Annotated in this window: 19 protein-coding genes; 11 read left to right on the top strand and 8 right to left on the bottom strand. The window is 41.6% G+C overall.

What is annotated here, in order from left to right; genetic code table 11:
• The first annotated feature begins 4 nt into the window (after positions 1–4).
• On the top strand, positions 5–1,912 hold the full coding sequence (locus AAGG74_RS06520; protein WP_429674848.1) for a PTS fructose transporter subunit IIABC: 1,908 nt from the start codon (positions 5–7) through the stop codon (positions 1,910–1,912).
• A gap of 142 nt (positions 1,913–2,054) precedes the next feature.
• Complete coding sequence (gene sipT / locus AAGG74_RS06515; protein WP_162101425.1) at positions 2,055–2,636, top strand: signal peptidase I sipT; 582 nt, start codon at positions 2,055–2,057, stop codon at positions 2,634–2,636.
• A 34-nt stretch (positions 2,637–2,670) separates the two neighbouring features.
• Here the strand turns inward: sipT and AAGG74_RS06510 are convergent, their stop codons facing one another.
• Positions 2,671–2,940, bottom strand: a complete 270-nt coding sequence (locus tag AAGG74_RS06510) for a hypothetical protein (protein ID WP_162101426.1) — start codon at positions 2,938–2,940, stop codon at positions 2,671–2,673.
• Between the two features lie 177 nt (positions 2,941–3,117).
• Between AAGG74_RS06510 and AAGG74_RS06505 the strand changes: the two genes are divergently transcribed.
• Together AAGG74_RS06505 and AAGG74_RS06500 are read left to right on the top strand one after the other, a co-directional pair.
• On the top strand, positions 3,118–4,737 hold the full coding sequence (locus AAGG74_RS06505; RefSeq protein WP_162101427.1) for an ABC-F family ATP-binding cassette domain-containing protein: 1,620 nt from the start codon (positions 3,118–3,120) through the stop codon (positions 4,735–4,737).
• Positions 4,738–4,796: 59 nt separating this feature from the next.
• Entirely contained in the window at positions 4,797–5,708 is a 912-nt protein-coding gene (locus AAGG74_RS06500; protein ID WP_429674847.1) for a ketopantoate reductase family protein, read from the top strand.
• A 29-nt stretch (positions 5,709–5,737) separates the two neighbouring features.
• Here the strand turns inward: AAGG74_RS06500 and AAGG74_RS06495 are convergent, their stop codons facing one another.
• The 3 genes from AAGG74_RS06495 to mreBH form a co-directional block, all read right to left on the bottom strand.
• Positions 5,738–6,970 carry an aminopeptidase gene (locus AAGG74_RS06495; protein WP_429674846.1) on the bottom strand — a complete coding sequence of 411 codons (1,233 nt, stop codon included), beginning with the start codon at positions 6,968–6,970 and terminating at the stop codon, positions 5,738–5,740.
• Between the two features lie 110 nt (positions 6,971–7,080).
• Positions 7,081–7,215: a protein YkpC gene (locus AAGG74_RS06490; RefSeq protein ID WP_032682172.1), complete on the bottom strand. Its 135-nt coding sequence runs from the start codon at positions 7,213–7,215 to the stop codon at positions 7,081–7,083.
• Between the two features lie 100 nt (positions 7,216–7,315).
• Complete coding sequence (mreBH, locus tag AAGG74_RS06485; protein ID WP_162101431.1) at positions 7,316–8,323, bottom strand: cell shape-determining protein MreBH; 1,008 nt, start codon at positions 8,321–8,323, stop codon at positions 7,316–7,318.
• A gap of 282 nt (positions 8,324–8,605) precedes the next feature.
• Between mreBH and abhA the strand changes: the two genes are divergently transcribed.
• The 5 genes from abhA (at position 8,606) to ade (ending at position 13,828) form a co-directional block, all read left to right on the top strand.
• Positions 8,606–8,884: a transcriptional regulator AbhA gene (abhA, locus tag AAGG74_RS06480; protein WP_003238863.1), complete on the top strand. Its 279-nt coding sequence runs from the start codon at positions 8,606–8,608 to the stop codon at positions 8,882–8,884.
• A gap of 194 nt (positions 8,885–9,078) precedes the next feature.
• Complete coding sequence (kinC, locus tag AAGG74_RS06475) at positions 9,079–10,365, top strand: two-component sensor histidine kinase KinC (protein ID WP_429674845.1); 1,287 nt, start codon at positions 9,079–9,081, stop codon at positions 10,363–10,365.
• A 16-nt stretch (positions 10,366–10,381) separates the two neighbouring features.
• Positions 10,382–11,212, top strand: a complete 831-nt coding sequence (locus AAGG74_RS06470) for a gamma-glutamylcyclotransferase family protein (RefSeq protein ID WP_429674843.1) — start codon at positions 10,382–10,384, stop codon at positions 11,210–11,212.
• Between the two features lie 62 nt (positions 11,213–11,274).
• Entirely contained in the window at positions 11,275–11,940 is a 666-nt protein-coding gene (ktrC, locus tag AAGG74_RS06465; protein ID WP_162101434.1) for a Ktr system potassium transporter KtrC, read from the top strand.
• 154 nt (positions 11,941–12,094) lie between these two features.
• Positions 12,095–13,828, top strand: coding sequence for an adenine deaminase (ade, locus tag AAGG74_RS06460; protein WP_429674842.1), 1,734 nt, complete (start codon positions 12,095–12,097; stop codon positions 13,826–13,828).
• Positions 13,829–13,866: 38 nt separating this feature from the next.
• Here the strand turns inward: ade and rnjA are convergent, their stop codons facing one another.
• Positions 13,867–15,534: a ribonuclease J1 gene (gene rnjA, locus AAGG74_RS06455; protein WP_429674841.1), complete on the bottom strand. Its 1,668-nt coding sequence runs from the start codon at positions 15,532–15,534 to the stop codon at positions 13,867–13,869.
• Between the two features lie 5 nt (positions 15,535–15,539).
• Positions 15,540–15,749 carry a DNA-dependent RNA polymerase subunit epsilon gene (locus AAGG74_RS06450; protein ID WP_162101437.1) on the bottom strand — a complete coding sequence of 70 codons (210 nt, stop codon included), beginning with the start codon at positions 15,747–15,749 and terminating at the stop codon, positions 15,540–15,542.
• Positions 15,750–16,128: 379 nt separating this feature from the next.
• On the opposite strand from AAGG74_RS06450, the gene AAGG74_RS06445 reads away from it, so the two are divergent.
• Positions 16,129–16,902, top strand: a complete 774-nt coding sequence (locus AAGG74_RS06445; RefSeq protein WP_429674840.1) for a Cof-type HAD-IIB family hydrolase — start codon at positions 16,129–16,131, stop codon at positions 16,900–16,902.
• A gap of 34 nt (positions 16,903–16,936) precedes the next feature.
• Here the strand turns inward: AAGG74_RS06445 and def are convergent, their stop codons facing one another.
• Together def and AAGG74_RS06435 are read right to left on the bottom strand one after the other, a co-directional pair.
• A complete protein-coding gene (gene def, locus AAGG74_RS06440; RefSeq protein ID WP_162101439.1) occupies positions 16,937–17,491 on the bottom strand; it encodes a peptide deformylase in 555 nt (184 codons plus the stop codon).
• Between the two features lie 109 nt (positions 17,492–17,600).
• Positions 17,601–17,750, bottom strand: a complete 150-nt coding sequence (locus AAGG74_RS06435; RefSeq protein ID WP_162101440.1) for a YjcZ family sporulation protein — start codon at positions 17,748–17,750, stop codon at positions 17,601–17,603.
• A 211-nt stretch (positions 17,751–17,961) separates the two neighbouring features.
• Here AAGG74_RS06435 and AAGG74_RS06430 point away from each other — a divergent pair, with 211 nt between their 5' ends.
• Positions 17,962–18,633 carry a YkyA family protein gene (locus AAGG74_RS06430; protein ID WP_429674839.1) on the top strand — a complete coding sequence of 224 codons (672 nt, stop codon included), beginning with the start codon at positions 17,962–17,964 and terminating at the stop codon, positions 18,631–18,633.
• The last annotated feature ends 329 nt before the right edge of the window (positions 18,634–18,962 follow it).

Below are 18,962 nucleotides of genomic sequence, written 5' to 3'. Positions count from 1 at the left end.
AAAAGTGAAAATAACTGAGCTTTTAACGAAGCATACAATAAAGCTTAACATTGAGAGCAAAGAAAAAGAAAACGTTATTGACGAAATGGTCACTGTTCTTGATAAGGCTGGAAAGTTAAATGACCGACAAGCCTATAAAGAAGCCATTTTAAACCGCGAAAGCCAAAGCTCAACGGGTATCGGTGAAGGAATCGCTATCCCCCATGCGAAAACGGCAAGCGTTATCAATCCGGCAATTGCGTTCGGACGTTCAAAAGACGGTGTCGATTATGAATCGTTAGACGCCCAGCCAGCTCACTTAATCTTTATGATTGCGGCGACTGAAGGCGCAAACAACACTCACCTTGAAGCATTGTCAAGACTCTCAACGCTGTTAATGCGTGAAGAAATCCGCAAGCAGCTCCTTGAAGCTGAGTCAGAAGACGCTATCATCGATATTATTAATCAGCACGATAAAGATGATGACGAAGAGGACGAGGAAGAAGAAGCGGCACCAGCACCTGCCGGAAAAGGGAAAATCCTAGCGGTGACGGCATGTCCGACAGGTATTGCCCACACATTTATGGCTGCGGATGCCCTTAAAGAAAAAGCAAAAGAGCTTGGTGTGGACATTAAGGTCGAAACAAATGGTTCAAGCGGTATTAAACATAAGCTGACTGCTCAAGAAATTGAAGAAGCACCTGCAATCATTGTCGCAGCGGACAAGCAGGTTGAAATGGAACGCTTTAAAGGCAAGCGTGTGCTTCAAGTACCTGTTACAGCAGGGATTAGACGCCCGCAGGAGCTTATCGAAAAAGCGATGAATCAAGATGCGCCGGTTTATCAAGGCAGCGGCGGCGGTTCTTCAGCTTCAGGCGACGAAGATGAAGCGAAAGGCAAGTCTGGCAGCGGCATCGGAAGCACATTTTATAAGCATTTGATGAGCGGTGTCAGCAACATGCTTCCGTTCGTAGTCGGCGGCGGTATCCTCGTTGCGATTTCATTCTTCTGGGGAATTAATTCATCCAATCCGGATGATCCTACTTATAACACGTTTGCTGCAGCCCTTAAGTTTATCGGCGGTGACAACGCGTTAGGATTAATTGTGGCTGTTCTTGCCGGATTCATCGCAATGAGCATTGCAGACCGTCCTGGTTTTGCGCCTGGTATGGTCGGCGGATTTATGGCAACTCAAGCAAATGCTGGATTCTTAGGCGGATTAATTGCCGGATTCCTGGCTGGTTATATCGTTGTTCTTTTGAAAAAAGCTTTTGTCTTTATTCCGCAGTCACTTGACGGACTGAAACCTGTATTAATTTATCCGTTGCTTGGTATTTTCTTGACTGGTATTATCATGCGTTTTATCGTGAATACACCTGTAGCGGCATTTATGGATTTCTTAACGAACTGGCTTGAAAGCCTTGGTACTGGAAACCTTGTATTAATGGGTATTATCTTGGGCGGTATGATGGCAATTGATATGGGAGGCCCGCTTAACAAAGCTGCCTTTACGTTCGGTATTGCGATGATCGATGCAGGCAACTATGCGCCTCATGCAGCGATCATGGCCGGCGGTATGGTGCCTCCGCTTGGTATCGCACTTGCAACAACAATATTCCGAAGCAAGTTTTCTAAGCGTGACCGTGAAGCAGGTATTACATGCTACTTCATGGGTGCTGCTTTCGTAACAGAGGGAGCGATCCCGTTTGCTGCAGCTGACCCGCTTCGCGTCATTCCAGCTGCTGTCGTTGGTGCAGCTGTTACCGGCGGATTAACTGAATTCTTCCGTGTAACGCTTCCGGCCCCTCACGGAGGAGTGTTCGTAGCCTTCATCACAAACCATCCGTTGCTTTATCTATTAAGTATTTTGATCGGTGCTGTTGTAATGGCGGTTATTCTCGGCATCATTAAAAAACCAGTAACAGAGAAATAAGAAAAAAGCGTCCTTGATTCAAAAGGACGCTTTTTCTTTGTATGCTCGCTGGAGCGCGGTTAAGTTATGTATTTTATTATCTTTTATGATAAAGTAAAAGAAGAAAAACAACTGACATAGCAATCGTCTAGGAGGAAACGCGTTGACCGAGGAAAAAAACTTGAAAACTGAAAAAACGGCGCAGAAAAAAACGAATACGTACTTGGAATGGGGAAAGGCGATTGTCATCGCGGTTTTGCTGGCTCTCTTAATCCGTCACTTTTTGTTTGAACCTTATTTAGTTGAAGGTTCATCTATGTCTCCTACATTACATAACGGAGAAAGGCTGTTTGTGAATAAAACTGTCAACTATATCGGCGAACTAAAGCGCGGAGATATCGTCATTATCAACGGTGAAACCTCGAAAATCCATTACGTTAAAAGATTGATCGGAAAGCCTGGTGAAACTGTTCAAATGAAGGATGACACGCTTTATATAAACGGAAAAAAATCAGCCGAGCCTTACTTGTCTCAAAACAAAAAGGATGCAGAAAAACTTGGTGTCAGTCTGACAGGTGATTTTGGACCGGTTAAGGTTCCGAAGGGCAAATATTTTGTCATGGGTGATAATCGCCTGAATTCAATGGACAGCCGAAATGGCTTGGGACTGATTGCGGAAGATCGGATTGTCGGCACCTCAAAGTTTGTCTTTTTCCCATTTAACGAAATGCGTCAAACAAAATAAAAACGCCTTGCTGGCCTTTGGACAGCAGGCGTTTTTATTTTGAAAAAGAAGCGACCAATGCAATACATAATACAGTAATGAACACTGAACCGATAATGGCCAGCACACTGAAGAAAAGGTGAATCTGTTTGTTCTCTTTTCCGCGCTTTTTTAAAAGTCGTTTTGAAAAAACGTGTGAGAATATGTAAATCAGGGCAATGCCGATATACAAGCCGATATCTTTGGCGGTAAAGCCTGTCACGGCAAGATAAAAGCCCGTAAAAAAGATCAATAAGCAGTATTCAGTAAGTGTTAGAAGCCTCAATGTGTTCCTCCAAGAGAGTTTGTCATTTTCCAGTTGGATGTATTTTCTCTGCTTTATTGTAACATAGCTGGCAGGTATGGGTGTAAGTGTTTTCTCTCTGTTTGATCAGGAATTATTTCTCTTGCCCTGTATTCATGTTATACTTTTATTGATGATAGACATGATGGAGGATAATAAATGATTGCTGTTAATAATGTAAGTTTGCGGTTCGCAGATCGCAAGTTATTTGAAGAGGTTAATATTAAATTTACCCCGGGCAACTGCTATGGGTTAATTGGTGCAAATGGTGCTGGTAAATCAACGTTTCTGAAAGTGCTCTCTGGTGAAATTGAGCCTCAGACAGGCGATGTTCATATGAGTCCAGGGGAGCGTCTTGCGATCTTGAAGCAGAACCATTTTGAGTACGAAGAGTATGAAGTGCTGAAAGTGGTTATTATGGGCCATAAACGCTTGTATGAAGTGATGCAGGAGAAAGACGCCATTTACATGAAGCCTGATTTCTCAGATGAGGATGGTATACGTGCTGCTGAGCTCGAAGGTGAATTTGCGGAGCTGAACGGATGGGAAGCGGAAAGTGAAGCCGCAATCCTTTTAAAAGGCCTTGGAATCTCAGAAGATCTTCATACGAAGAAGATGGAGGACCTTGGCGGTTCGGAGAAAGTAAAGGTGCTTTTGGCCCAGGCGTTATTCGGCAAGCCGGATGTTCTTTTGCTCGATGAGCCGACGAACCATTTGGATCTTCAAGCGATTCAATGGCTGGAAGAGTTTCTGATTAACTTTGAAAACACTGTTATTGTCGTATCTCATGACCGTCACTTTCTAAATAAAGTGTGTACGCACATTGCTGATCTTGATTTTAATAAAATCCAAATCTATGTCGGAAACTATGACTTCTGGTACGAATCAAGCCAACTGGCGTTAAAGCTTTCTCAAGAAGCGAACAAGAAAAAAGAGGAGCAAATTAAACAGCTTCAAGAGTTCGTTGCTAGATTCAGCGCTAATGCATCTAAATCTAAACAGGCAACATCGAGAAAGAAATTACTCGAAAAAATTTCGCTGGATGATATTAAACCGTCTTCCCGGCGCTATCCTTACGTTAACTTTACGCCGGAACGGGAAATTGGTAATGACGTTCTTCAGGTGGAAGGCTTAACGAAAACAATCGATGGTGTAAAAGTACTCGATAATGTCAGCTTCATTATGAATAGAGAAGATAAAATTGCTTTTACTGGCCGCAATGAATTGGCTGTTACTACGCTGTTTAAAATCATTTCCGGGGAAATGGAAGCTGACAGCGGAACGTTTAAATGGGGTGTTACGACATCACAAGCATTTTTCCCAAAAGACAACAGTGAATATTTCGAAGGCAGTGATCTGAATCTTGTAGACTGGCTTCGCCAATATTCTCCTCATGACCAAAGTGAGAGCTTTTTACGCGGTTTCTTAGGACGCATGCTATTCTCTGGCGAAGAAGTCCACAAAAAAGCAAATGTACTATCTGGTGGAGAAAAGGTTCGCTGTATGCTGTCGAAAGCGATGCTTTCTGGCGCCAATATTTTAATTTTGGATGAGCCGACCAACCACTTAGACTTAGAATCCATTACAGCGCTCAATAACGGCTTAATCAGTTTCAAAGGCGCTATGCTGTTCACATCACATGACCATCAGTTTGTACAGACGATTGCCAACAGAATTATCGAAATTACACCTAAGGGCATTGTTGATAAGCAAATGAGCTATGATGAGTTCCTTGAAAATGCTGATGTGCAGAAAAAGCTGGCTGAATTATACGCGTAATAAAAAGCAGAGATATCTCTGCTTTTTTTTGATACATAGAACTGAGAGGGGACTATACAATGAAATTTTTAGTTGTCGGAGCAGGAGGAGTAGGCGGATATATTGGCGGCCGGCTTGCAGAAAAGGGTAATGATGTGACATTTCTCGTACGCCAAAAAAGAGCGGAGCAATTAAAAGAAACCGGTCTTGTCATCCATAGTGAGAAAGGGAAAGTATCATTTCAGCCCTCATTAATCAGTGCCGGAGAATCAGGGTATTTTGACGTCGTGATCATCGCTTCTAAAGCATATTCACTTGGTCAGGTGATAGACGACGTCAAACCGTTTATTGACCGCGAATCTATCATAATCCCTTTCTTAAACGGATACCAGCATTATGAGCAGCTGTTTGAAGCGTTTTCAAAAGAACAGGTGTTAGGCGGTTTGTGTTTTATCGAAAGTGCCTTAGACAGCAGGGGAGAAATTCATCATACGAGCGTATCGCATCGTTTTGTATTCGGCGAATGGAACGGTGGGCGTACGGAACGAATAATATCGCTTGAAGAGGCGTTTTCAGGGGTGAAGGCAGAAGTCATTATCAGCGGGCAGATCGAGAAGGATATTTGGAAAAAGTATCTCTTTATTGCAGCACAAGCGGGGATTACAACATTATTCCAAAGACCGCTAGGCCCGATCCTCGAAACGGAAGGTGGACGTCATACGGCCCAAACTCTTATTGGAGAGATTGGCGCTATTTTGCGAAAAGAAGACGTTCCGGCTGACCCAGATCTTGAAGAAGAGAGCTTTCGCACGATGATGAGCATGGCTTATCATATGAAATCCTCCATGCTTCGGGATATGGAAAACGGACAAACAACTGAAGGCCACCACCTGCACGGCTATTTGCTGACAAAAGCAAAGCATTTATCACTCGCAGCCCCGATATTAGAAACGGTTTATGCCAATCTGCAAATGTATGAAGCAGAAAAATAAAAAGGAGGCGAAAAGCCTCCTTTTGTTGATTAAAAAGCCCAATTCCCGTTTCTGAAGATAGGCTCTCTTTTCCCGTCTGCTGTAATTCCGTCAATATTCATATCTTTAGAACCAACCATAAAGTCCACATGTGTAATGCTTTCATTTAAGCCTTCCTTAACAAGTTCTTCACGGGACATCTGTTTTCCGCCTTCAATGTTAAAGGCATAGGCACTGCCGATCGCCAAATGATTTGACGCGTTTTCATCAAACAATGTGTTGTAGAAAAGAATATTTGATTGTGAAATGGGCGAATTGTAAGGTACGAGTGCTACTTCACCTAAATAGTGAGAACCCTCATCTGTTTCCACAAGTTCTTTTAGAATGTCCTCGCCTTTTTCGGCTTTAACGTCGACTATGCGGCCATTTTTAAAAGTGAGGGTGAAGTTTTCAATGATATTCCCCCCGTAGCTTAACGGTTTTGTACTCGACACGACTCCGTCGACCCCGTCTTTTTGGGGTAGTGTAAATACTTCTTCTGTCGGCATATTAGCCATAAACTCATGGCCGCTCTCATTTACACTGCCCGCGCCTGCCCAAACATGCTTTTTCGGCAGCTTAATGGTTAAATCAGTTCCTTTTGCTTGGTAATGTAAAGCAGCGTAATGTCTCTCATTCAAATGGTCAACTTTTTCATGAAGATTTTGATCATGTTTGATCCAAGCTTGAACAGGGTTATCTTCGTTTACCCGTGTTGCTTTAAAAATTTCTTCCCACAGCAGCTGAATCGCTTCCTCCTCTGGTTTATCAGGAAACACTTTTTGAGCCCAGCCTGACGATGCCGCGCCTACGACAGTCCAGCTGACTTTGTCAGATTGAATATATTGTCTGTATGTATGTAGCGCTTTGCCTGCTGCTTTTTGGAATGCCGCAATACGTTTGGAATCTGCGCCTTTAAGTAAGTCAGGATTTGATGACATAACAGAGATGAAAGCAGCACCTTTTTTAGCGAGTTCTTCTTTGCCCTTTGCTTCCCATTCAGGGTATTCTTCAAATGTTTCAAATGGCGCGAGTTCATATTTTAATTTGGTGACTTCGTCATCCTGCCAATTCACCGTGACATTTTTAGCGCCTTTTTCATATGCATGCTTTACAATTAAGCGGACAAAATCCTGTACGTTTGTTGAAGCATTTATGACTACATACTGGCCTTTTTGGACGTTAACGCCGACCTCTACCGCCAGCTGTGCATATGTATTTAATTTCTGTGAAAATGAATCCATAAACCATACCTCCTCAAGCTTTTTTCTCATCATATCAAATATGATCCTATAAAGGAAAGAAAGGAGGTTAATGTAAAAACCCAAAACAGTATGTCTTGGGTTTTTCGATACTACGGATGATTCAGTTTTACAGTGCTGCCTGCAGGCGAATGGGGCATATTTGCTAAAGAAATGCTCATGCCTCCAAGAATGATTCCGCTTAAAATGGCTGCGATTGCTACTCTTCTCCCTAAATCTCTCAGCATCTGTTTCCTCCTTAATGTTTCTCCATTTCCCACAATATGAGGGGAGTGAGGAAAAAAGAAGCAAGAAATTTGCTGATTGTGTGATTTTTGCAGGTAAAGCCTATTTAATTGCCTTTTGAAGCTTATCAATCACTTCTAAAGAACGGCCTGTGCCGATCGCTACAGATTCAAGCGGATTTTGCGCTACGTGTACAGGCACAACAATTTCTTCTGTAAGCCATTCTTTTATTCCGTTAAGCAGGGCCCCGCCGCCTGTTAAAATGACGCCGCGGTCAACAATATCTCCGCTCAGTTCAGGAGGACAGTCTTCAAGTGTAGCTCTGATCGCTTCAAGAATATGCAGGAGAGATTCACGCATAGCATCTTGAATTTCGTTAGATTGAAGCATAATGGTTTTTGGGAGGCCTGTTACGAGATCCCGTCCCCGAATTTCCATTGCGTCTGGCACATGCTCAATTAGGGCATGGCCGATTTCCATTTTCACCTGCTCAGCTGTGCGTTCGCCGATAAGCAAATTGTATTTTTTACGGATAAAAGATACGATATCTTCATCAAGCTGATCTCCGCCGATTCTGATAGAGTGGCAGGAAACAACGCCGCCGAAGGAGATGATGGCGACCTCTGTCGTCCCTCCGCCGATATCTACTACTACGTTGGCAACAGGCTCATCGACCGGCAAATCTGCTCCGATGGCAGCTGCTACTGGCTCTTCAATTAAATGGACGTTTTTTGCTCCGCAATTTTTCACCGCATCACTGATGGCGCGGCGCTCTACTGCTGTTGATCCAGAAGGTGTGCAAACGACCACGTTCGGTTTTCTGAACGACATGCCGATACTTTTTGCGGCTTTTTTCATAATGTGCTTCAGCAGATCTGTTGTCATATCATAGTCTGCGATAACGCCATCTTTCATTGGTCTGACAGCAACAATTTTCCCCGGTGTTTTCCCGATCATGTTTTTCGCGTCAGTCCCGATTGCGAGGACTGCTTTTGTCGTTGTATCCACTGCAACTACAGATGGTTCATTTAAGATAATCCCTTTATTTTTGCTGTAAACTAGTATATTAGCTGTTCCTAAGTCAATACCGATTTCAGTTGATTGAAACATGTTTTCACCCAATCTCTATCCTAATTTTATATCATCCTACAATTAAAGTTTCTAAGAAATGAAGCGATTTTTGGGGGTGTGTGTCGGTAAAGAAATGTTTTTGTAAAAAACCATGGGACTGTGTAACAGAAGTAATACATTTATCGGTTTTATGGAAAAAATATCTTGTGATTCTTATAGAAAACGGGAAACTTTTTCTAAGTTTTGTACGTCTACGATATATTGGGGTGCATTCTTAAACATTACATTAGAAAAGAAACATTTAAAGGAAGAAGGGTTTTTATGAAATCGATAGGTGTTGTAAGAAAAGTAGATGAATTAGGACGTATTGTCATGCCAATAGAATTAAGACGGGCGCTGGACATTGCGATAAAAGACAGCATTGAGTTTTTTGTTGACGGAGATAAAATTATTTTGAAAAAATACAAACCTCACGGCGTCTGTTTAATGACTGGAGAAATCACGTCAGATAATAAAGAATATGGCAACGGTAAAATTACGTTAAGCCCAGAGGGTGCACAGCTGCTTCTCGAAGAAATTCAAGCCGCTTTAAAAGAATAATATATTATGTTTTAAAAAGGCGGAGTGGTCCAATCTCCGTCTTTTTGCATCTTGATTTCTGACTTTTTCGTCTAAGAAGATACGATATCATGAACAGTAGGTAATGAATGATTTGGGTAAGTTTACATATTTTACTCAATTTTTTGTCGAAGAATGGTACAATAAATAGAGAAACACAAGCGGCAGGTGGTCATATGAGAAAATATCAAGCACGTGTCATTTCCATCATCTTGGCAATGATTTTTATTATGTTCTGGGATTATTTATTTTATTTTATAGGCAAAAACCCAATTAATTGGCCTGTTGATATTGTGTATACTGCAGTCACGGTAGGAAGCGTCTGGATGCTGGCTTATTATATTGATGAGAAAAAGCAGCTAGTTAAGAAAATGAAGGATAATGAATGGAAGTATAAACAGCTGTCAGAAGAAAAAAACCGCATCATGGATAATTTGCAGGAAATCGTATTTCAAATAAATGCAAAAGGCGAAATTACATATTTAAACCAAGCGTGGGCATCAATAACCGGCTTTTCAATCAGTGAATGTATGGGAACGCTTTATAATGATTATTTCATAAAAGATAAGCACGTGGCCGACCATATTAACACCCAAATTCAGAATAAAGCGTCTTCTGGCATGTTTACGGCAAAATACGTAACAAAGAGCGGCGCGATTTTTTGGGGAGAAGTTCATTATAAACTTTATTACGACCGTGATGGACAATTTACAGGAAGTCTAGGTACAATGTCAGATATTACAGAGCGGAAAGAGGCTGAAAATGAGCTTATTGAGATTAATGAGCGGCTGGCGAGAGAATCCCAAAAACTGTCTATCACCAGTGAGCTTGCCGCAGGTATTGCACATGAGGTCAGGAACCCGTTAACATCTGTCAGCGGCTTCCTTCAGATTATGAAAACTCAATATCCGGACAGAAAAGGCTATTTTGACATCATTTTTTCAGAGATTAAAAGAATTGATTTAGTGCTCAGTGAGCTGTTGCTTCTGGCAAAACCTCAGGCTGTCACATTTAAAATGCATGAGCTCAATGAGATACTGAAACAAGTCACGACATTGCTTGACACCAATGCAATTCTGTCTAATATCGTCATAGAAAAACATTTCAAGAAGACAGATGGCTGTATCATTAACGGAGACGAAAATCAGCTTAAGCAAGTCTTTATCAATATCATTAAAAATGGGATTGAGGCAATGCCAAAAGGCGGTGTTGTAACCATTTCGACTGCTAAGACAGCCTCTCATGCAGTAATAAGCGTCAAAGATGAAGGAAACGGCATGCCGCAGGAAAAGCTTAAGCAGATTGGAAAACCTTTTTATTCAACAAAAGAAAAAGGCACCGGACTCGGGCTTGCCATTTGCTTGAGAATTTTGAAGGAACACGACGGAGAATTAAAAATTGAAAGTGAAGATGGGAAAGGCAGTGTCTTTCACGTTGTTTTGCCTTTGACATCAGACAGCTGAGAGGAGGAACATAAAGATGAACTCGCTTCTGTTTGTATATGGGACATTAAGAAAACATGATATAAGCCACCATCTGCTTGTACAATCGGAATGTATCAATGAGCAGGCCAGAACAAAGGGAAGTCTATTTGCTGTAAAAGGGGAGCCCGCAGCCGTTTTAGAAGAAGATGAGGGCTATATATACGGCGAAGTATATGAAGCAGATGAATTGTGCATACATAAACTCGATCAATTTTATCAAGGCTATGATAAACAAACCGTGCTTATAGAAACGGACACCGGGATCAAAAAAGCGCTTGTTTATTTTATGAACATAGAGGAGTGCGGCGATTGTCCGAAAATAAGCAGCGGCGACTGGAAAGAACATCAGATAATCAGCAAATCGCAACATCCTATTTATTATCTTGCCTATGGGTCCTGCATGGACAATGCCCGTTTTCTAAAGGCGGGAGTTGACCACTATTTTCAAGATCCGGTTGGAAGAGCTGTGTTAAACGGATATACAACCCGCTTCACGCTAAAAAGGGAAGATGGTTCACGAGCGGATATGATTGAAGACGGGGGAACAACAGAAGGTGTTTTATATCGTATCCCTTTTTCTGCCCTCTCCTATCTATATAAAAGAGAGGGAGTTGAATCTCTTACATATCGCCCGGCATTTGTAGATGTTGAGGCAGGAGGCAGGCGATACCCAGACTGTCTAACCTTTCTCGTCCTCCAAAAATCAGCGGAAATTGCACCGCCTCAGCACTATCAGATCGAAATTGAACGCGGAGCAGAGATGTATTTGTCAAAGGGGTTTGCTGAAAAGCTCAAGCGGCATATGAATTCACTCCCAAAAGGATAACGATTGAGCAATGTTATATGATAAAATGTGAGCAATATCATGTTAGATAAAGGAGCACCACTATGAAAAAAGAATTTGCGGTAATTGGCCTAGGCCGTTTTGGCGGCAGTATTTGCAAAGCATTAAGCGAAGAAGGCGTCGAGGTAATGGCAATGGATATAGATGAAGATAAAGTCAACGAATATGCCAAGATCGCATCTCATGCTGTTATCGGAGATTCTACTGACGAATCTGTACTCAAAAATTTAGGTTTGCGGAACTTTGACCACGTAATTGTCGCAATCGGTGAAAATATTCAAGCGAGTATTTTGACGACTCTCATTCTGAAAGAACTTGGCGTTCATACCATTACAGTTAAGGCACAGAACGATTATCATGAAAAAGTGCTGTCTAAAATCGGTGCGGATCACATCGTCCACCCAGAACGCGATATGGCGAAACGAATCGCACATAACATCGTGTCTAACAACGTACTTGATTATTTGGAGCTGTCTGAAGAGCATAGTCTTGTTGAAATCGTAGCCAACAGCCGCTTGGCAGGAAATACGCTTCTTGATTTAGATATCCGTGCGAAATACGGGATTAACATTGTAGCCATTAAAAGAGGCAAGGAAGTCATCGTGTCGCCGCTTGCGACAGAAGTTATACATCAAGAAGATATTCTCATCGTCATTGGCTCAATTACAGACATTTCTCGTTTTGAAAAAAGAGTTCTGCATACGAAATAGTAAGCGAAATAAGCCGCCCAAAGGGTGGTTTTTTTACTATTATCAGAAAATAAAAACTTTAATGAAATAAGTGCAAGTTCATAAAATTTTATTGACTAAGTTTAGGTGTTCCGATACCATATTGAACCATATGATAAAAAGAGGAGGGGCCTATTTGAATAAAGAAGCGCTTGTCAATAGGTTGAATGCTTCAGCCCGAAGACAAAAAGCTGATATCGTCATCAAGAATGGAAAAATTATGGACATGTTTAATCAAGAGTGGATCTATGATGATATTGCGATTACAGATGGAGTCATTGTAGGCCTCGGCGAATATGAAGGCGAAAATATCATTGATGCAGAGGGGCAAATGATCGTCCCGGGTTTTATTGATGGACATGTACATATTGAGTCATCAATGGTTACGCCGATTGAGTTCGCTAAAGCGGTACTTCCGCATGGCGTGACAACCGTTATTACTGATCCGCATGAAATCGCAAATGTGTCTGGCGAAAAAGGGATTGCATTTATGATTGAACAGGCTCGGAAAACATCGCTGAATATCCATTTTATGCTCCCCTCAAGTGTGCCTGCCGCAAGCTTTGAGCGATCAGGCGCAGTGCTCAAAGCTGCCGATTTAAAGCCCTTTTACGAGGAGGAAGAAGTATTAGGGCTGGCTGAAGTCATGGATTATGTATCGGTTCAGCAGGCAGAAGAAGATATGATTCAAAAACTTCTCGATGCCCGTGTGGCAGGTAAGCGGATTGACGGTCATTTAGCGGGTTTATCAACAGACCTCATTAACATTTATCGAACTGCATCTGTCTTAAACGATCATGAAGTAACGACGAAGGAAGAAGCCCTTGATCGTATCAGAAGAGGAATGTATGTCATGATGCGTGAAGGGTCGGTCGCCAAAAATACTCTCAATGTGCTGCCTGCAGTGAATGAAAAAAACGCACGCCGTTTCTTTTTCTGTACGGACGATAAGCATGTGGATGATTTGCTGGCAGAGGGAAGTGTAAACCATCAGGTGAAAATGGCGATGTCCGCCGGACTTGACCCTTTTTTAGCCTATCAATTAGGAAGCCTTAACGCAGCCGAATGCTATGGGCTAGATACAAAAGGAGCGATTGCACCCGGTTTTGACGCTGATTTGCTTTTTGTATCTGATCTGGAAGACGTCACTGTCACAATGACGATGATAAAAGGAGAGACTGTTGCTGAAGGCAGCAAAGCAATTGACCAAGATAGCGTTTCAACAGTTGTACCGGAACCATCACTGCTTAATTCTGTTAAGCTTACTGCTCCTCTTAACAAACAGAATTTTTATATGCCGATTGATTCAAAACGGCATATAAATGTGATTCAAATCATTCCAAACCATCTTGAAACACGTTTGATACATATAGAGGCTCCGGATGCTTGCGCTTTTGAATCTGACGCTTCTCTTGATTTGTTGAAAATTGTAGTCGTAGAGCGGCATCAAGGTTTAAAAGAAATCGGGCTTGGCGTAGTGAATGGGTTTGGATTCAAGAGCGGAGCGATTGCGACAACCATTTCGCACGATTCCCATAATATTATTGCCGTCGGAACAAATGATGCGGATCTCGCGGTTGCAGTTAATAAGCTGCGGGATATTGGCGGCGGGTTAACGATCATAAAAAATGGAGAAGAGCTTCACTCCGTACCGCTGCCAATTGCGGGGTTATTGTCCGACCAATCTGCAGAGCAGGTGAATCAAAGCCTACTAACGCTGCATGATAAATTGTCGTTAGTTGGTTTCGCAGGCGGGTTTAATCCATTTTTGACGCTGTCATTTTTAGCTTTGCCTGTTATTCCTGACATTAAAATGACGACAACAGGATTATTTAATGTAAAGACATTTCAGCATATGGCATTGCAATAAAATAAAAAAGATGCACTCCAAAGCGAGTGCATCTTTTTTTAAACCTCCATAATGATCGGCAGGATCATCGGACGGCGTTTGGTTTTTTCATATAAGAACGGCGCAAGCGTGTCTGTAATCTCGTTTTTGATTTCAGACCATTGAGTTGTTTTTCGTTCCATTACTTTTTGTAAGTGGTTTGAAATAAGCTCTTGCGCGTCATTGATCAAATCGCCAGATTCTCTCATATACACAAATCCTCTGGAGATCAAATCAGGCCCGGCTGAAATATTAAAGCTGTCCATGTCAATGCTCACAACCACGATGACAAGGCCTTCTTCAGAAAGAATTCTGCGGTCGCGGAGCACGATATTGCCAATATCACCGATACCGCTTCCGTCAATATAAACTGAACCAGACGGGATTTTGCCGGCGACTGAAGCTTCATCGCCTTTAAGCGCTAATACTTCACCATTATCCATGATAAAACAGTTTTCTTCAGGGATACCGCAATCAGTTGCAAGTTTGACGTGCATCTTTTGCATTCTGTACTCACCGTGAATCGGCATGAAGAATTTAGGTTTGATTAAACGAAGCATCAGCTTTTGTTCTTCTTGTCCGCCGTGACCGGATGTATGGATATCATTAAGAGGTCCGTGAATGACCTCGGCACCCGCGCGATACAGCTGGTTGATCGTCCGGCTCACACTGATCGTGTTTCCTGGGATAGGAGATGAAGAAAATACAACAGTATCCCCGGGATTGATTGAAATCTGACGGTGTGTGCCGTTTGCAATTCTTGATAATGCTGCCATCGGCTCCCCTTGGCTTCCTGTACATAAAATCGTTACTTTATTAGCAGGTATACGATTGATTTCATTATGCTCAATAAAGGTATTTTTAGGACAGTTAATGTATCCGAGAGTTTGTCCGATTTCAATAGCCGATTCCATACTGCGTCCAAATACGGCAACTTTTCTTCCGTTTAATACAGCGGCCTCGATTACCTGTTGCAAACGGTGAATATTCGACGCAAATGTAGCGAAGATAACTCGGCCGTCTACTTTGCGGAAAATGTCATGAATGCTTTCTCCGACTCGGCGCTCAGACATGGTGAAGTCAGGGTTTTCACTGTTTGTGCTGTCTGAGAGGAGACACAGAACGCCTTCTTTTCCGATTTCGGCCATTTTCGTCAAGTTTGCCGGCTCGCCGACTGGAGTAAAGTCGAATTTAAAATCTCCAGTATGTACAATGTTTCCTGGCGGTGTTTTTACAACAATACCGTAGGAATCAGGAATACTATGTGTTGTTCTGAAGAATGACACAGCCGTTTTTCGGAACTTTACGATATCATCTTCACCGATAATATTCAGTTTCGTCTGTCTTAATAATCCATGTTCTTCAAGTTTATTCCGAAGTAAGCCGATCGCGAGTTTACCGCCGTAAACAGGAATATTCACTTGTCTGAGCAGGTATGGAATACCACCGATGTGGTCTTCGTGCCCATGGGTAATAAAAAGCCCTTTAATTTTATCTTCGTTTTTAACTAAATACGTATAATCAGGAATAACGTAGTCAATACCGAGCAGTTCATCCTCGGGAAACTTAATCCCTGCATCAATCAGCACAATTTCATCCTGAAATTGAACTGCGTACGTATTTTTACCGATTTCGCCCAAACCTCCGAGGGCGAAAACAGCAGTTTGATCATTTTTTACAAATTTCATACCGCTCATAACTCCAATACTTTAAAATTTTCGCTCTGTTGTTCATATTCTAAATATGCACCATCAACAGGTGTGATAAACTCAATATTAAATTTCTTTTCTTTCAGTTTTGTTCTGACGTCACGTTCAGATGCGCCTTCAATAAAAAGTGAATCTGTTTTTTCCCGAACAGGTACTTCCTCAGCTTTTTTTTGATAAAATACCTTATAAATCATCCAAATCTCTCCTTAAATGCCGTATGTTAGACTCGCTTATTCTATTATATTCGAAAACGGAATATAAGGAAAGCCTCGAGCAAAATAAGGACCTCTCGAAAAGTGAAAGATCCCTTGTCAGGCAATGACTTTCTTGCGGAGCATTCCGTTCCATTGTCTTCTGAGTTTTTTTCTTAATTTGCGTAGCATTTGTCAGTCCCCCTTCATAAATATTTGTCCAGCGTTCTTTATACAAATAGTATACGGAGGTTGCGGAAGACTTTTCGTGGTTATTATTGGGATTTCATATGTTTTTACAACGAAATAGTTTGCTGAATGGCAATCTTTTTGTATCATGAGGATGGGGATTGCAGACCAAGACGATAAAGGGGAAGTTGCGATGGATCCAAAGTTAATCTTTTTTGATATTGATGGTACGATATATGATCATGATAAGAATATACCGAAAAGCACGAGAAATACGGTGGCGGAGCTGCAGCGCCAAGGGCATCATGTGTTTATCGCCAGCGGCAGGTCTCCGTTTCTGGTTAAACCAATTTTGGAGGAACTGGGTATACATTCATTTATTTCCTACAATGGGCAGTATGTTGTCTTTGACAATCAAGTGATTTATAAAAAACCGCTGCCTGAAGTGGCAATCAGACGATTATTAAAGCAGGCGGAAGAAGGGAAACATCCTGTTGTTTTTATGGCAGAGGATACGATGAAAGCGACTGTTGCGGATCACCCTCATGTTATGGAAGGAATCGGCAGTCTTAAAACCGATTATCCAGAAACTGATGATCTTTTCTATGAAGGTAAAGAAATATTTCAGCTCCTTTTATTTTGTCAGGATGAAGAAGAAAAATCTTATGCTGCATTTCCTGAATTTGATCTCGTGCGCTGGCATGAGCTTTCGACTGATGTTCTGCCTCGCGGAGGTTCGAAGGCAGAAGGAATTAAAAAAGTCATCGAGCGTCTTCCGTTTGATATCAGCGATACATATGCTTTTGGCGACGGGTTAAACGATCTGCAAATGATTGAGTATGTCGGAACGGGTATAGCAATGGGAAATGCTGTTCCTGAATTGAAAGAAATCGCAGACTTTGTAACAAAGCCGGTGGACGAGAATGGAATTGCATACGCTGTCAAAGAACTGGGCCTTTTAAAATAAAGAATCGGCTGGCATTGAGCCAGCCGTTTTTCTTTTAGCGTTCAATCGCAATTGCATTTTCAGGTTCTTTGAAGGGATTTTCCTTATCGATATGATCATAGAACATAACGCCGTTTAAATGATCAATCTCGTGCTGAAACACAATAGCCGGAAATCCTTTTAAACGAATATCAATCTTTTCGCCTTCCAGGGTTGTTGCTTTGACTCTGATGCGAGCATAGCGGGGAACGTAACCTGGAATGGCTTCGTCAACAGACAGACAGCCCTCCCCGCTTGTTAAGTAGCTTTTTTCAACTGAGTGGCTGACGATCTTAGGATTAAACAAAGCATAGCTGTATAACTTACCGGAAGCGTCTTCCGCATGAACAGCGATCATTCGTTTTTTAATATTCATTTGAGGAGCAGCGAGTCCTACGCCAGGACGCAGCTTATATTTTTCGGCTAATTCTGGATTTTGACTGTTCTTAACGAATTCGATCATATCTGCAAGCTGCTGTTTTTCTGTATCAGTCGGAGGCAGCTCAACAGGTTCAGCTGTCTCTCTGAGGGCAGGATGACCGTCACGTATGATGTTTTCCATAGTAATCAAGAAACTTCACTCCTAATGCTTAATATGTAAATTATATCGGATTTCTTCACAAAGGTGCAACGAAACAAACGACCAGCCATTTCCGGCTGGTCAAGTTTATGCTGTTGAATTAGCAACAGCCTCCGCCTAAATAAGCAGCTCCTACAATGATTAACAAAATGAATAAAACAACGATTAGCGCGAAGGTGCGGCCATACCCGTATCCGCCATATCCATAACCATAACCGCAGCAGCCTCCGCCGTAACCATATCCATACATATTGAAAAACCTCCTCTTTGAATTACGCCAGAGCCTTTTGAAGTAGGCATAGCGTCTACTATAACCTATGTAAAAACAAAAAATATGTATGGTCATTTGTCCTGATTTGGATTTTTTAATTCGATTTCATAGCTGTATCCGTACAGTACAGCTATTGCCAAATGTCCCAATGGATTCTATAGTAGAACTTGTCAAGATTGGGGGATTTAACATGAAAGACGCAATAAGACGGCGGCTCGGAATAAAAATCGGAACTTTTTGTATGATGTCACTGATATTCACAGGATGCATGGGGCAGGACCCGGTTGATTTATTCCATCATTCATTAGAAAAAGCTGCTGAATCGGAAAAGCCGTTTCAAGAAGAACAGAAAACGCTCAAAGAATTAGAGAGCAGTGAAAATCAGCTTTACAATGATGCTATGAAGCTCAATATGGATGACTATAAAAAAATTGCTGCTTTATCTGAAGAGGCGCTAAAAAACGTCAGCAAGCGCGAAGAACATCTGAAAATTGAAGGTGACAGCATCAAAAAATCCAAAGCTGAATTTGAAGAAGCAAAAACATATGCTGAACAAATGAAAGATGATCAAATAAAAGAAAAGGCTGATGCTGCAGCAACCCATATGAAGCAACGATATACATCATATGACGCCATGTATAAAGAGTATAAAAAATCGCTTCAGCTTAATAAAAAGCTTTATATGCAGCTGAAAGATAAAGACTTGACACGAAATGATTTGGACAAGCAGATCGATAAAGTCAATGCTTCTTATGAAAAAGTCCTTAAATATAGCGGGGAATTTAATGAACAAACAGAAAAATATAATAAGGCCCGGGAAGATCTATATGATGCCGCAGGCTATCACGTAAAAAAGAGCTGACTTTGAACAGCTCTTTTTTTAATAAACACGACGCCAATTTTGCTCAAAATTCACATTTCTATTGTAGTACAGTATAAAGAGGTATACTAGTACAGTTATAGGTAAGGGTGCCATCTGTTTTTTTATCGAAAATGTAAAGCGAATACATTTATTAAAAATCAACAATGAAAACGATTGACGGTTCTTCTTTATTTAGTGTAAACTAATCCATGTTAAGCGGTGTTGTATTAGTTTTTTTACAAATCCGCAATAATACAGTTCAAAGCAGAGTGTAACTATCCTACATAAAAGGTTTTGGCAAACTGGGGATCGGCTAAAATATAACGACT

Source organism: Bacillus mexicanus (genome assembly GCF_050445615.1).
Classification (GTDB): domain Bacteria; phylum Bacillota; class Bacilli; order Bacillales; family Bacillaceae; genus Bacillus; species Bacillus mexicanus.
This window is presented reverse-complemented; position numbering and strand designations above follow the sequence as displayed.

Bases quoted from the DNA above. Each gene is read 5' to 3' on its own strand.
- AAGG74_RS06505 (WP_162101427.1), top strand. From the start codon at position 3,118: ATGATTGCTGTTAATAATGTAAGTTTGCGGTTCGCAGATCGCAAGTTA.
- AAGG74_RS06445 (WP_429674840.1), top strand. From the start codon at position 16,129: ATGGATCCAAAGTTAATCTTTTTTGATATTGATGGTACGATATATGAT.
- AAGG74_RS06490 (WP_032682172.1), bottom strand. From the start codon at position 7,215: ATGCTGAGAGATTTAGGGAGAAGAGTAGCAATCGCAGCCATTTTAAGC.
- AAGG74_RS06470 (WP_429674843.1), top strand. From the start codon at position 10,382: ATGAACTCGCTTCTGTTTGTATATGGGACATTAAGAAAACATGATATA.
- AAGG74_RS06450 (WP_162101437.1), bottom strand. From the start codon at position 15,749: ATGATTTATAAGGTATTTTATCAAAAAAAAGCTGAGGAAGTACCTGTT.
- mreBH (WP_162101431.1), bottom strand. From the start codon at position 8,323: ATGTTTCAATCAACTGAAATCGGTATTGACTTAGGAACAGCTAATATA.
- AAGG74_RS06495 (WP_429674846.1), bottom strand. From the start codon at position 6,970: ATGGATTCATTTTCACAGAAATTAAATACATATGCACAGCTGGCGGTA.
- AAGG74_RS06435 (WP_162101440.1), bottom strand. From the start codon at position 17,750: ATGTATGGATATGGTTACGGCGGAGGCTGCTGCGGTTATGGTTATGGA.
- AAGG74_RS06500 (WP_429674847.1), top strand. From the start codon at position 4,797: ATGAAATTTTTAGTTGTCGGAGCAGGAGGAGTAGGCGGATATATTGGC.
- kinC (WP_429674845.1), top strand. From the start codon at position 9,079: ATGAGAAAATATCAAGCACGTGTCATTTCCATCATCTTGGCAATGATT.
- rnjA (WP_429674841.1), bottom strand. From the start codon at position 15,534: ATGAAATTTGTAAAAAATGATCAAACTGCTGTTTTCGCCCTCGGAGGT.
- abhA (WP_003238863.1), top strand. From the start codon at position 8,606: ATGAAATCGATAGGTGTTGTAAGAAAAGTAGATGAATTAGGACGTATT.
- AAGG74_RS06430 (WP_429674839.1), top strand. From the start codon at position 17,962: ATGAAAGACGCAATAAGACGGCGGCTCGGAATAAAAATCGGAACTTTT.
- ktrC (WP_162101434.1), top strand. From the start codon at position 11,275: ATGAAAAAAGAATTTGCGGTAATTGGCCTAGGCCGTTTTGGCGGCAGT.